10 protein-coding genes and 1 tRNA gene are annotated in these 13,589 nt (G+C 32.0%); 7 read left to right on the top strand and 4 right to left on the bottom strand.

Features of this window, described 5'->3' with window-relative positions; genetic code table 11:
- Positions 1-19: 19 nt before the first annotated feature.
- From H0I32_RS09785 to H0I32_RS09795, 3 genes are all read right to left on the bottom strand, one after another.
- Complete coding sequence (locus tag H0I32_RS09785) at positions 20-2,692, bottom strand: M56 family metallopeptidase (RefSeq protein WP_179313497.1); 2,673 nt, start codon at positions 2,690-2,692, stop codon at positions 20-22.
- A gap of 1 nt (position 2,693) precedes the next feature.
- A complete protein-coding gene (locus H0I32_RS09790; RefSeq protein ID WP_179313496.1) occupies positions 2,694-3,059 on the bottom strand; it encodes a BlaI/MecI/CopY family transcriptional regulator in 366 nt (121 codons plus the stop codon).
- A gap of 193 nt (positions 3,060-3,252) precedes the next feature.
- Positions 3,253-4,641, bottom strand: a complete 1,389-nt coding sequence (locus H0I32_RS09795) for a dipeptidase (protein WP_179313495.1) — start codon at positions 4,639-4,641, stop codon at positions 3,253-3,255.
- 244 nt (positions 4,642-4,885) lie between these two features.
- On the opposite strand from H0I32_RS09795, the gene H0I32_RS09800 reads away from it, so the two are divergent.
- From H0I32_RS09800 to H0I32_RS09810, 3 genes are all read left to right on the top strand, one after another.
- Positions 4,886-4,967: transfer RNA gene (locus H0I32_RS09800), tRNA-Leu, on the top strand.
- 258 nt (positions 4,968-5,225) lie between these two features.
- Positions 5,226-5,633 carry a hypothetical protein gene (locus H0I32_RS09805; RefSeq protein ID WP_179313494.1) on the top strand — a complete coding sequence of 136 codons (408 nt, stop codon included), beginning with the start codon at positions 5,226-5,228 and terminating at the stop codon, positions 5,631-5,633.
- A gap of 143 nt (positions 5,634-5,776) precedes the next feature.
- Positions 5,777-6,958 carry an MFS transporter gene (locus H0I32_RS09810; RefSeq protein ID WP_179313493.1) on the top strand — a complete coding sequence of 394 codons (1,182 nt, stop codon included), beginning with the start codon at positions 5,777-5,779 and terminating at the stop codon, positions 6,956-6,958.
- 217 nt (positions 6,959-7,175) lie between these two features.
- On the opposite strand, the gene H0I32_RS09815 is transcribed toward H0I32_RS09810, so the two are convergent.
- Entirely contained in the window at positions 7,176-8,075 is a 900-nt protein-coding gene (locus H0I32_RS09815) for a helix-turn-helix domain-containing protein (protein ID WP_173586321.1), read from the bottom strand.
- Positions 8,076-8,176: 101 nt separating this feature from the next.
- Here H0I32_RS09815 and rhaD point away from each other — a divergent pair, with 101 nt between their 5' ends.
- From rhaD to H0I32_RS09835, 4 genes are all read left to right on the top strand, one after another.
- A complete protein-coding gene (gene rhaD / locus H0I32_RS09820; protein ID WP_179313492.1) occupies positions 8,177-8,971 on the top strand; it encodes a rhamnulose-1-phosphate aldolase in 795 nt (264 codons plus the stop codon).
- 21 nt (positions 8,972-8,992) lie between these two features.
- Positions 8,993-10,780: an L-fucose isomerase gene (locus tag H0I32_RS09825; protein WP_218747068.1), complete on the top strand. Its 1,788-nt coding sequence runs from the start codon at positions 8,993-8,995 to the stop codon at positions 10,778-10,780.
- Positions 10,781-11,034: 254 nt separating this feature from the next.
- Positions 11,035-12,348 (top strand): FGGY family carbohydrate kinase, encoded by a 1,314-nt coding sequence (locus H0I32_RS09830; RefSeq protein ID WP_179313491.1) that lies wholly within the window; start codon positions 11,035-11,037, stop codon positions 12,346-12,348.
- Between the two features lie 6 nt (positions 12,349-12,354).
- Positions 12,355-13,509, top strand: coding sequence for an iron-containing alcohol dehydrogenase (locus tag H0I32_RS09835; protein ID WP_179313490.1), 1,155 nt, complete (start codon positions 12,355-12,357; stop codon positions 13,507-13,509).
- Positions 13,510-13,589: the final 80 nt, after the last annotated feature.

Below are 13,589 nucleotides of genomic sequence, written 5' to 3' on the forward strand. Positions count from 1 at the left end.
AAAAAAGTAATCTGTATTTTTATAAAGTTAGATTTGTAATACCATACTTTTTAAATAATTTTGCTAGTTTAGAAACATGAGATTTTAATTTCTCTGAAGGTCTATTATCTAAGGCTAACTGAAAAGATGGATGCTCTCTATATTTTCCATTATACTCAATTGTAGTATATCTAATATCGTTTTTAACAAGATATACCTCGATATCATCTTGATATTCTGGTGATTTGGCTGGCTTAGACCTAAATTTCTTTGAATCTTTATTTTTTGAGAAAACAAAAGTATTCTTAATTTCAATTGGTGATAGGTTTGCTATTACAGATTCTAAAGTTTTTAATGAAACAGCTTCAAAGTTTTTAAAAGTATTATCCTTACTTATGGAATAAGTACCATCTTCAGAAATAGTAATGTAAACCAAACGTTTTGTTGCTGTTTCTTTAATTGGTTTTTCTGATGTGTAGGTTTCGATTGGTATGATTATTGGATCATTCTTATCTAAAAGTTCTAAAGTTTTGATCATTTTAGGTGAAGATTTTAGTGTAAACATTTCGGTTTTTTCTTCTTCTGGTGTTAGTTGATTGTAAACTTTGTAATAGGATTTTCCATCTTTATTTATTTTAACGTAAGGAGCAAAAGGAGTTATAGGCAATTCTACGGATTTTTGATCTTTTTCTGATAATTTATAGATATAGTGTTTTCTTAGCTCTAACCATAAGTTGTTCATTTTACTCTTCTCAGCTTTTGTTTTATGAAGAAAATGGGGTTTTGTATGTCTAAAAGTTTCGTATTGCTTAAACTTCTTAAGATATTCTTTTTTGATTTCTGAATCATTAAAATAATAATCTTCTATGCTATTAGCATTTGGTCCACCATTAGATGTTTTTTGTTTTGCAGGAGGAGGTGGTGGTGGAAATTTTAAACCTGTATTTTTTAATTCATCATCTGCAATTGGTAATTCTACAGAATTTTCTTTCTGTGTTGAAGTCATACGTTTATAGATTCCAACATATTTAATTAAGTCTTTTTGTTTTACGATAGGATAATTCGCTGTTTTACCGTTGCGTTCGTCTTCTTGAGCAGCTAGCGTTTCTTTTTTTAGTTGTTTAGCCCAATCATTGTATTCTGCCACTTCCTTTAGTGTTGGTTTTTCTTGGATTTCTTTGTCTTCGCCTACTTTTTTATCAGGTGATACATTATTTCTACGATTAGATAGCTTTACAACATACTTTTCATTAACATCTAATTGTGTTAGGATATCTGTACGCTTACCTTTATTATTTGCTGCAATAGCTTTTGCTTCTTTAGCAGAAATTTCTTCATCATTTAAATAGAAAGAAGCACCTTCGTTTTCCATCTCTATTATAAATTCTAAAAAGGAAGGATTGTATATACTTTGAGTGTCATTTGGGTTGGGGCCTCCTTTAGATGTTTTTTGTTTTGCAGGAGGTGGAGGAGGTGGAGGAAAAGTCGCTATTTCTTCTGCTGTTAACTCATTACGTTTTTTGTAATATGTTTTACCATTAAGGGTAATTTGCACATAAGGTTTTATTGGTGAAATAGGTCTTTTTACTTTTGCTTTATTTTCTTTAGACATTCTAAAATATAGGCCTCCTAAATCTGAAAACATATCATCTAACCCTTCTTGTTGTTGCTTTGATTTGTTAATGTAATGTGGTTCAGTAGTTCTAAGCGCTTCATAGATATCGTATTTTTTTAAATAGATTTCAACAACGTTTTGGTCTACATAATTAATTTGCAACTCCTTCGCTTTTTTTAATTCATCTTTAATGTGTTCAACATGGTCAATAGTGGATGATTCTTCTTTTTCAACATATTCCTTTTCAGCAAAACTGTAAAAAAGAATCGCAATAATGGGAAGTACCAATAAAGTACTTAGCCAAATTCTGGTTTTTGAGGTTTGTGTTTTCATAACTGTAAATCGTTTTTTGATTGATGAATAATTGATGGCACTCGTTAATTGATAATCTTGAGTGTTTGATGAAAATTGTAATAAAATATTTTGATACGTTTTTGTGTCGGCTCCTTGTTTTAAAACCGCTTGGTCTGCTAAAAACTCATGATTGAGTTTTATATGATGTTTCAATATGTAAATTAGAGGATGAAACCAAAATACAATCTGTAAGACTTCTAAAAATATAATATCAATACTGTGTAATTGTTTAGCATGCGTTTCTTCATGCAGTATAACTTCCTCTGGTATGTTAAGCGATTCATATCTAGTTTTATTAAAAAAGATATATCTAAAGAAAGAATGTGGAATTAAATTATCTTCTAATAACACATAAATAAAAGGACGTTTATGTATCGTTTCATTATTAGAAATACGTCTTTGTATTTGAAACAAGTTAATCAAAAATCGTATAGCTAATAATAATACGCCAATGCCATAAATAAACCAAAGTGTCGTTTCTAAATTCCAAAAAGGAGTCGCTTCAATTGGTGCTTCAACAAAATCAGGTTCTATATTTATGAATGTAGGTACAGTTTCAAAAGTAGTTACAACGGGTTCTACATATTCTATTATAGTTAATGTTGGTATTACTATGGCCAAAACAAATGCACTTAATAAATAAAAGCGTTTAAAGTGATGCATTTGTTGACGTTCTAAAAATAGAAAGTATACTATCCAAAACACGAATAAGCAAGCTGAAAATTTTAAGATATAGATTGCCATATTACTTGTTTTTTATTTCTGTATCAATAATCTTTTTAAGCGCTTCTAACTCTTCTTTTGTTAAATTTGTTTTACGTGTAAAGAAGGATGCAAACTGTGAAGCACTATCATTAAAGAAAGTTTTAATAAGCCCGTTAACATGCTTTGAAAAATAATCTTCTTTTTTAACGAGCGGAAAGTATTCTCTCGATTTACCAAAGGTTTTATAATCAATAAAACCTTTACCAATCATTCGTTTTAGTAAAGTGGCAACGGTTGTAGTGGCAGGTTTTGGTTCCGGGTAACTCTCTAGCAAATCTTTCATAAAAGCTTTGTTGAGCTTCCAGAGGTGTTGCATTAGTTGTTCTTCGGTTTTTGATAGTTGCATGCTCTACGTTTTTAGAATTAACTCTACAAATGTAGAATATAAATTTTAATTCTACAAGTGTAGAGTTGAAATCAGGTATATAAGTAATTTTGGTAAGTTGTTAGTATTGGATGTTTTAAAATGAAAAAGCCCCATGATTAGTAATAATCACAGGGCTTTTTTAAATTGGATAAGCTGTTTTTAAGTCGCTTAATTATTTTGATAATTCGGTAAAATATTTATAAAAATAAGGAATCGTTTCAATACCTTTTAGGTAATTCCACACTCCAAAATGCTCATTTGGTGAGTGAATCGCATCGCTATCTAAGCCAAAGCCCATTAAGATTGTTTTACTATTTAGTTCTTGTTCAAAAAGAGAAACAATAGGAATACTTCCTCCACTACGTTGTGGGATTGGTGTTTTTCCAAAGGTTTCTTCATAGGCTTTAGATGCCGCTTTGTAACCTAAACTATCAATTGGCGTTACGTAACCTTGTCCACCATGATGAGGTGTTACTTTTACAGTTACACCTTTTGGAGCGATATTTTCAAAATGTGTTTTAAACAATTCTGTAATTTCTTCCCATTCTTGGTTAGGAACTAAACGCATAGAAATTTTAGCATAAGCCTTACTTGCGATTACTGTTTTTGCACCTTCACCTGTATAACCTCCCCAAATTCCATTAACATCTAGTGTTGGACGGATAGAATTACGCTCATTAGTGGTGTACCCTTCTTCCCCGTAAACAGCATCGATATCTAGTGATTTTTTATAAGCATCTAATGAAAATGGAGCTTTTGCCATTTCAGCACGTTCTGCATCCGATAAGTTTTCAACCTTATCATAAAATCCAGGAACAGTAATATGATTATTTTCATCATGAAGTGAAGCAATCATCTTCGTTAATACATTTATAGGGTTTGCAACTGCACCTCCATATAATCCTGAATGTAAATCTCTGTTTGGTCCCGTAACTTCAACTTCTACATAACTTAAACCTCTAAGTCCTGTTGTAATAGAAGGCACTTCTTTAGAAATCATTCCGGTATCTGAGATAAGAATAACGTCATTGGTTAATTTTTCTCTGTTTGCAGCAACAAATTTTGCAAGATTAACACTACCAACTTCCTCTTCACCTTCAATCATAAATTTTACGTTACAAGGTAATTCGTTATTTGTAGTCATGTATTCCATGGCTTTCACATGCATATACATTTGTCCTTTATCATCACAAGCACCACGAGCAAAAATCGCACCTTCTGGATGTAATTCTGTAGCCTTAATTACAGGTTCAAATGGTGGTGAATTCCATAAATCTAAAGGATCTGGCGGTTGTACATCGTAGTGACCATAAACCAAAATAGTTGGTAAATTTTTGTCTATAATTTTTTCACCGTAAACAATAGGGTAGCCTTCTGTTTCACAGATTTCAACATGGTCGCAACCTGCTTTTTCAAGACTAGCTTTTACCACATCGGCAGTTTTTAAAACATCTCCTTTATAAGCAGAGTCAGCACTGATTGACGGTATTTTTAATAAATCGATAAGTTCGCTTAGAAAACGATCTTTATTCTCTTCGATATAAGATTGAATGGTTTGCATAATTAAGAATTCGGTTTGTAACAAAAGTAAGAATTATAAGATGGATAAGGGTGACTGCTCTCAATTTTAAGTTTTATTTAAATGGAATTTATTTAAGTTTTTATTGTGTAAAATAGTTCTGGTAATCAATTGTTTATCTTTTATATGTGAAAAAAATCAAATTCATTGTTAAAACTTGAATATTTAATATTTGTATATTAAAACTATTGTTTATATTTGCATCCCAATAATAATTGGAGATCCTGCAGGCGTGGTGGAATTGGTAGACACGCTAGACTTAGGATCTAGTGCCGCGAGGTGTGGGAGTTCGAGTCTCCCCGCCTGTACAGAGTAAGAAAAGCTAACTTTAACGAGTTAGCTTTTTTTTGTGTTAATAAATCTTATTAGGTTGTTATTCTGATCATTATAAGAGGTTAATAGTGTTTTTTAGTTTTAATAATCGACTTAGCTTACCAAAAATACCATTCGTCTACAGAGTGCTTTGGTCCATCGATTTTCTAACTTTCTTCCTTTGTCTTCCAACTACATTTGTAGCAAGAGAATTCCTGATAAGTGAATTTATTCTGTAATCTAAATGTAGCGTTATGTTAATTTTAATATTTTTCTCAATACTTTTAATAAGTTGTATTCTTTCTTTATTAGAATATAAATATGCTAATTATTTATATTATTTTATGAATTTGTATCATGTTATTTCTAATCATAGTGATGTAGTCGTTAAGACTAGTAATCCAATAAGGGTTAGTTCTCAGAAAGATACTCTTTATATAGATAATAAAATAAAAGAGGCAAGTAAAGAACTTAAAAGGAATTTAAATCACTTAGATTTTATCACAGGAATTGAAGAGTCTTTTATGAAGGTCGCTTCTAACGATAGTTGTATAGAGCGATTACAGGAGTATTTGAAATTAAAAAAAGAAATTCAATTAAAAATTATTGAATTATCTAAACTTATGGCGGACTATCAGATTAATAAAATTGAGTCATGTTAAATTAAAATAAATGATTTTCTTTAAAAAAAGCTCCTAATTTTTACAGAATATTATATTTAATTAAAGTATATATGTAATAAGTAATTATATCAAATTTTTGTACGGAAATTTGCATTCTAAATTTAGAAAGTAAAGAACGTATTATGAAAGAGGGATTTTCTAATAAAAAAGCTTTGTTGTCTTTGGCAATTGGTGGTTTTGGAATAGGTCTTACAGAGTTTGTAATTATGGGGATTTTACCCAATGTGGCAAATTCATTAGGAATTACGATTCCAGAAGCGGGTCATTTTATTTCGGCTTATGCTCTAGGAGTTGTTGTAGGGGCTCCTTTACTAACTAGTTTTAGTTATAAGTTTCCTGCCAATCGTATGCTTTTATTTCTTATGGTTTGGTTTACTGTTTTTAATACGCTTTCTGCTTTTTCTACAAGCTATAACATGTTACTTATAATGCGTTTTCTATCCGGTCTCCCTCATGGAGCGTTCTTTGGTGTTGGAGCTGTAATTGCAGGCAAACTAGCCCAAAAAGGGAAGTCAGGTCAGGCTATTGCTATTATGTTTTCTGGACTAACAGTTGCTAATATTATAGGTGTTCCTATTGGGACTTATTTAGGGAATCAATACCATTGGAGTGCTTCTTTTTTAATGGTAGGTGTTGTTGGTGTTATTACTCTAGGAAGTATATTTTATTGGATGCCACATTTTGAAAAAGAAGGAAATCAGCCTAAAGATGAAGATCATAAAGGACTTAAAAATCCTGAATTATGGGGTGTAATTGCACTTACGACTATTGGTACAGGTGGATTTTTTGCGTGGTACAGTTATATAGCTCCTTTATTAACTGATGTGGCTCATTTTTCTGAGAATGTAGTTAGTTATGTGATGATTCTTGCAGGATTAGGGATGTTTTTTGGTAATTTTTTAGGAGCAAAAATGGCTGAAGCGTTTACGCCTTTACGCTCTGTTATGATTAGTCTTTTGGCAATGTCTGCTATTCTTGTTGCTAATTCATTCTTTGCTTCAAGTTCTATTATGGCTCTAATATTTACGTTTTTAATTGGGGTAATTTCTTTCAGTATATCAACCCCTATACAAATGGCTATTATTAATACCGCCAAGGGAGCAGAAATGTTAGGTTCTTCTATGAATCAGAGTGCTTTTAATATGGGAAATGCTATGGGGGCTTATTTAGCAGGTTTACCCATTGCTTATGGTTATAGTGTTACGTCATCTTCATTGGTTGGTTCTTCCCTTGCGTTTTCTGGTGCTGTAATTGCAATTACAATATTGCTTTATCGACAACAAAAAATTAAGAAAAAAAAATAGACAATTAGTTGTTCTAATCTATAGTCGAAAATTGTTTTTAAAATGCTTTTACCTGATTTATGCTTTTAAGAAAATAGTTAAACTTAAAGCACCATGAGCACCAATCACTAAAGATTGTTCTATATCTTAGGTTTTTGAAGTGTCTATTATAAAAATATCATAATCAAATTACGACTGTGAAATCTTATTATAGGTATTGTGAATAGTAAAATCTCTATTAAGTGTATTTACCAGATTTATAGGCTGCTGGAGTTAAGCCTGTAGCAGATTTAAACACTCGAGAGAAGTGATAGCGGTCAGAAAAACCTAAATTAAAGGAGATATCTTCAATAGATTGATTGGTGTGTTCAAATAATTCACAAGACTTAGCAATCTTTCTGTTTTGAATAAACTTGTGAAGAGTTGTATTCATTTCATCTTTAAATAAACGAGCAAAAGAATTAGGCGCCATATTTATAAGAGATGACATTTCTGTATTGCTTAATTTATTAGCAATATTAACTTCGATGTAGCGGATAACTTTTAAAACACGCTCGTCTATGTTAATAGCTTTCCATAATTCTGGACCTATATTAGTAAGCGCTTCTTTAATAAAAGCTTGTAGTTTTAAATTGAAGGTAAGTTTAAAATCGCTATTTTCAATTTTTAACCGCATAGTTAAATATGCTAATCGATCTCTTAAATAATCGGTGAGTTCAATTTTTATAATTCCTGGGTAAACATTATCAAAAGGAACACCTAAATTAAAATGAGCAAAGAAATGAATGAGGAATTTATCTTCATAATCTATTTCATTATGATTGGTGTTTAAATGTTTTCCGGAGACATGGATGCCTTCGTTATAGATTTTGTGTTTAGTGTAATGTGTAGAAAATGAAGTAAAAGGCGGAATGATATAGATGTAATCCGGATCCATATCAAAAATATTGTCTTGATGAATTAATTGTCCACCAGCATTTTTATTCCAATAAATCCTCCAAAAAGGAAAGACCATCTCATGGCAATCCCATAAATCGAGGAGCCAATATCTACAACATAATAGTTTTAATTTAACATCAATAAAATTTTGATGATTCTGTGAAGGATCTCCTAATTGAATGTCTTTTACAAATTTCATAAATCTGTAATGTTTGAATTGGATACAAAAATACAGATTTTGAATATTTAATGAAGCCTATTAGGTAAGTATTTTTGTTACAACAATTTATTTGAATAGATATGAAAACAATAAAACTTCCATTAGAGGTAGAAACAGAACTAAAGAGTGTGTCAACAGTTGCTGGTTATTTATGGCAACGTGAATGGGCAGAACGTAATGCAGGAAACATATCCATGAATTTAACATCTTTTTTTAAGAAAGAAGAAGTTCAGGGTATTGGTACTGAAATACCATTCGATTTTCCTAAAGGAGCTGCTGGATTTGTAATTTACATTACAGGTACTGGATGTTATTTAAGAGACTTAGTGGATAAGTTAGAAGAGGTTTCTTGTATTCTTTATATTAATGAAGATGCAACTGCATATTCAATTATATGGGGAGGAAAACGTGAAAACTTTGGACCAACTTGTGAGTTGATTTCTCACGCTAGTATTCATTTATTTAACTCTATCAATCATCCAGAAAATTTAGCGGTTGTACATACACATCCATTAGAATTGATTTGTATGAGTCACCACGAATTGTTTGATAACGAAGAAGAATTAAACAGACAAATATGGATGATGTGTCCTGAGGTAAAAGTATTTGTACCTAAAGGAATTCACTGTACTCCTTACGCTTTATCTAGTACAGCAGCTTTAGCAGAAGTTACAATGGAAGCTTTTAAAACTAGAAATGTGTCCTTATGGGAAAAACACGGTGCAACTTCAACAGCTCCAGATGTAATGAAAGCTTGGGACTTTTTAGATGTAGCTAATAAAGGTGCTAAAATGTTAATGATGTGTTGGGCTGCAGGATTTAAACCAGCTGGTTTATCTAATGAGCAATTAACAGAATTAGAACAATTTACATAGGACTTAAAAAATTTATATATAATGAGTAGACTTATAGGTAGATTACCAAAAATAGGAATTCGCCCTGTTATAGACGGACGAGAATTAGGAGTAAGAGAATCTTTAGAGGTTCAGACGATGGATATGGCCAAAGCGGCTGCAAAATTAATTGAAGAAACATTACGTTTCCCTAGTGGAGAAAAAGTAGAATGTGTTATTGCAGATACTACTATTGGTGGTGTTGCAGATGCTGCTGCTTGTGCAGATAAATTTAAAAGAGAAGGTGTAGAAGTTTCTTTAACAGTAACGCCTTGTTGGTGTTATGGTACAGAAGTAATGGATACAGACCCATTATTACCTAAAGCAGTTTGGGGATTTAACGGAACAGAAAGACCAGGAGCGGTATATTTAGCTGCTGCCTTAGCAGGATATTCTCAAAAAGGATTACCAGCATTTGGTATTTATGGTAAAGAAGTTCAGGATGGTGGAGATCAAACCATTCCTCAAGATGTTTCAGAAAAAATTATTCGTTTTGCAAAAGGTGCTTTAGCCGTTGCTCAAATGAAAGGAAAATCTTATTTATCTATTGGATATAGTTCTATGGGTATTGCTGGTTCTATGGTTGATGTAAACTTTTTACAAGACTATTTAGGCGTAAGAGCAGAATTTGTAGAATCTGTTGAGTTGTTAAGACGTATAGATGAAGGTATTTTTGATCAAGAAGAATATGCAAAAGCATTAGCTTGGACAAAAGAAAACTGTAAAGAAGGAGAAGATAGAAACAATCCTGAAGCACAAAAAACGCGTGAGCAAAAAGATGCTGAGTGGGAAAAAGTTGTGAAAATGACTTTAATCTGTAAAGATTTAATGAACGGAAATCCTAAATTGAAAGAGATGGGATTTGGTGAAGAATCTAAGGGAAGAAATGCTATTATGGGTGGCTTCCAGGGACAACGTCAGTGGACAGATTACCAACCAAACGCAGATTTTACAGAGTCTATCTTAAACTCTTCTTTCGACTGGAACGGAATTCGTCAGGCATATACATTTGCAACAGAAAACGATTGTTTAAATGCAATTTCTATGTTATTTGGTCACTTATTGACTAATAAAGCACAGTTATTCTCTGATGTAAGAACGTATTGGAGTCCAGAATCTGTAGAAAGAGTTACTGGTAAAAAATTAACAGGATTGGCAGAAAACGGAATTATTCACTTAATCAATTCTGGTTCTACAACTTTAGATGCTACAGCACAACAACAAGATGCTGAAGGAAACGCAACAATGAAAGCATTCTGGGACATTACTAAAGATGATGTTCAAAGATGTTTAGACAATACAAAATGGCCACCTGCTACCGTAGAATATTTTAGAGGAGGAGGATTCTCTTCTAATTTCTTAACGAAAGCAGAAATGCCTTTAACAATGTGTAGAATTAACTTAATTAAAGGAATTGGACCTGTTTTACAAATTGTAGAAGGTTGGAGTGTTGAGTTACCAGAAGATGTACACAATGTTTTAAATGACAGAACAGATCCTACTTGGCCAACAACTTGGTTTGTACCTAGAACAACTGGTACAGGATTCTTTAAAGATGTGTATACAGTAATGGCGAAATGGGGAGCAAACCATGGTGCTATTTCTCACGGACATATTGGTGCAGATTTAATTTCATTAGCGTCTATGTTACGTATCCCTGTAAACATGCACAATGTTTCTGAAGATGATGTATTTAGACCAAGCGCATGGTCTGCTTTCGGTGAAAACTTAGAAGGTGCAGATTATAGAGCATGTGATAATTACGGACCTTTATACGGTTTTAAGCATTAAAAATTCAAGCATAAAAAGAAATAGGAAGGATGCGTTTAGTTTGTTATTAGTTGTTTAGCCTTCCCTATTTAGATAATGAAGCTTACCCTTGTAATAGAAGAGAACTATTAAAAAGGGAAGCTTCGTTATCATTTTTAATTTTCCAAATCAAATCACGATTCATAAGTTATTCTTGACACTAAATCAAGAAGCTTCATGTTAAATAATACTTGTTTCTATTACTATTAGAAGTGGGTACAGCAAATCTTTCACACATGAAAAAAGTTATAGCAGTTATAGATATAGGTAAAACCAATAAAAAAATATTTTTATTTGACGAAACTTTTAAAGTCGTATTTCAAAATGCCATTCAGTTTAAAGAGATAAAAGATGAGGATGGATTCTGTTGCGATAATATTGAAGCCATAGAAAATTGGATTCAGAGTGAAATAAAAAATATTCAAGATTTAGGAACTTATCAAATAAAAGCCATTAATTTTTCAACTCATGGTGCTTCGTTAATATATTTAAATAAAGAGGGGAAACGTATTGCTCCTTTGTATAATTATTTAAAACCATTAGATGTTAACGATTTTAGTGATTTTTATGAGTCACAAGGAGGTGTAGAAGAGTTTTCTAGAAAAACAGCATCACCAGCTTACGGGATGTTAAATACGGGGCTTCAGATGTTATGGGTTAAGAAAAGTAAGCCAGAAATGTGGAAGCAAGTCAATGCTATTTTACATTATCCACAATATTTAAGTTATCTATTTACTAAAAAAATTACAGCCGATTTTACATCGGTTGGTGCACATACGGCCACGTGGGATTTTGATACCATGCAATACCACAATTGGCTTAAAGATGAAAATATAACACTACCAAAACCTTGTAAAGGAAATGAAGCCGTAATTACAGATGTTAACGGCGAAAACATTGCTGTAGGTCGTGGTTTACACGATAGTTCTTCATCTATTATTCCTATTTTAGAAAATGAAGAAGGAAAGGATTTTGTGCTTTTATCTACTGGGACTTGGATTATAACCATGAATCCATTCAGTAAAGAAAACCTAACACAACACCAATTAAAAAATAATTGTTTGTGTTTTATGACCCCCGAAAAACAGCAGGTTAAATCTTCAATGCAGTTTTTAGGGCGTATCCATGAAGTTTACATAAAAGCTTTAAGCGAATATTTTAAAGTAGATATTAATACGCATATGGATCTCGTTTTAAATACCACACTTTGTAAAGAATTAATTGATCAGAATTCTCGTGTGTTTCTAGCCGAAGGAATAGATACTGATTTTGAAGCTCATTCAGAATATCTTCAAAAATTCTTGTCTTATGAAACCGCTTATTATCAATTAATTTATGAAATAAGTAAAAAGGTTATCTCTGGAATTGATTTAATTTCAGATGAAAACTCAAACATAAAAGATGTTTATATCTCTGGAGGATTTAATAAAAATGAAGTCTTTATTCAGTTTTTAAAATGCTTGAAAGATAACATTACCATTAAAATTTCCGATTGTAAAAATGAAAGTGCCTTAGGTGCAGCATTACTAATGAAAGATTATCTAAAATAAAAAAGTATGTTACAAAGTAGACGAATTTATTTACCGCCATTAAGTTTAATTGGGCCTGGGTCTTTAAAAGATTTAGGTGAAGAGTTAAAGGAATTACCTTACAAAAAGGCACTTTTTGTAACAGATAAAGTACTTGTAGATATAGGTATTGCGCAAAAAGTAATGGATGCTTTTAGTGAATCGGATTTAGAAATGGTTGTTTTTGATAATGTGCAGCCTAATCCAACAGTTAAGAATGTAAATAACGGATTAAAGTTATTAAAAGAAAATGATTGCGATGTTATAATTACACTCGGTGGTGGTTCGCCTCAAGATTGTGGTAAAGCCATCGGTATTTTAGCCACAAATGGTGGTGAAATTAATGATTATGATGGTATTAATAAATCTAAAAAAGTTTCTTTACCAATCATAGCAATCAACACAACTGCAGGAACTGCAAGTGAAGTCACAATAAATTATGTGATAACAGATGTAGAACGCCATATTAAAATGGTGATGGTAGATAAAAACTGTTTAGTCTCTATTGCTGTAAATGATCCTGAATTAATGTTGGGTAAACCAGCATCTCTAACAGCAGCAACAGGAATGGATGCTCTAACACATGCCATTGAATCTTATGTGTGTACAGGTGCTTTTCATTGGTCTGATGCTTTAGCTTTAGAAGCGATTAAATTAATAGCGTCTAGTTTAGAAGAAGCTGTAAATAATGGTGGAAACTTAGAAGCCCGTAGTAAAATGGCTTGGGGGCAGTTTATCGCAGGACAATCATTTTCTAATGCAGGTTTAGGTTTTGTTCACTCACTTGCCCATCAATTAGGTGGTATGTATGATATGCCACACGGAGTAGCAAATGCTATTTTATTACCACATGTAGAACGTTTTAATTTACCAAATTGTACGCATAAACTTAAAAAAGTAGCGAGAGCAATGGGTGTAGAGGTAAATGATAAAAATGATTTAGAAGGTGCTAATGCAGCAATAAAAGCTATTGAAAAATTATCTAAAGCTGTAGGGATTCCTTCAGGGCTTAAAGAATTAGGTGTTAAAGAAGAAGATTTTAAAATTATGGCAGAACATGCGCTTAATGATGTGTGTACAGGTGGTAACCCTAGAACGGTAACTGTAGAAGATGCTATGGCGATTTATAAAGCTGCGATGTAATTTATAAAAGAAGCAAAAATGTTTTACCTTGTTGGTCTTTCATTTTTTAAGTATAATTATTTCTGTTAAAAGTCAAAATA

The organism is Winogradskyella sp. HaHa_3_26 (assembly GCF_019278425.1).
GTDB classification, from domain to species: domain Bacteria; phylum Bacteroidota; class Bacteroidia; order Flavobacteriales; family Flavobacteriaceae; genus Winogradskyella; species Winogradskyella undariae.

Excerpts from the sequence above, each read along its gene's own strand:
- H0I32_RS09785 (WP_179313497.1), bottom strand. The coding sequence starts at position 2,692 with ATGGCAATCTATATCTTAAAATTTTCAGCTTGCTTATTCGTGTTTTGG.
- H0I32_RS09790 (WP_179313496.1), bottom strand. The coding sequence starts at position 3,059 with ATGCAACTATCAAAAACCGAAGAACAACTAATGCAACACCTCTGGAAG.
- H0I32_RS09795 (WP_179313495.1), bottom strand. The coding sequence starts at position 4,641 with ATGCAAACCATTCAATCTTATATCGAAGAGAATAAAGATCGTTTTCTA.
- H0I32_RS09805 (WP_179313494.1), top strand. The coding sequence starts at position 5,226 with ATGTTAATTTTAATATTTTTCTCAATACTTTTAATAAGTTGTATTCTT.
- H0I32_RS09810 (WP_179313493.1), top strand. The coding sequence starts at position 5,777 with ATGAAAGAGGGATTTTCTAATAAAAAAGCTTTGTTGTCTTTGGCAATT.
- H0I32_RS09815 (WP_173586321.1), bottom strand. The coding sequence starts at position 8,075 with ATGAAATTTGTAAAAGACATTCAATTAGGAGATCCTTCACAGAATCAT.
- rhaD (WP_179313492.1), top strand. The coding sequence starts at position 8,177 with ATGAAAACAATAAAACTTCCATTAGAGGTAGAAACAGAACTAAAGAGT.
- H0I32_RS09825 (WP_218747068.1), top strand. The coding sequence starts at position 8,993 with ATGAGTAGACTTATAGGTAGATTACCAAAAATAGGAATTCGCCCTGTT.
- H0I32_RS09830 (WP_179313491.1), top strand. The coding sequence starts at position 11,035 with ATGAAAAAAGTTATAGCAGTTATAGATATAGGTAAAACCAATAAAAAA.
- H0I32_RS09835 (WP_179313490.1), top strand. The coding sequence starts at position 12,355 with ATGTTACAAAGTAGACGAATTTATTTACCGCCATTAAGTTTAATTGGG.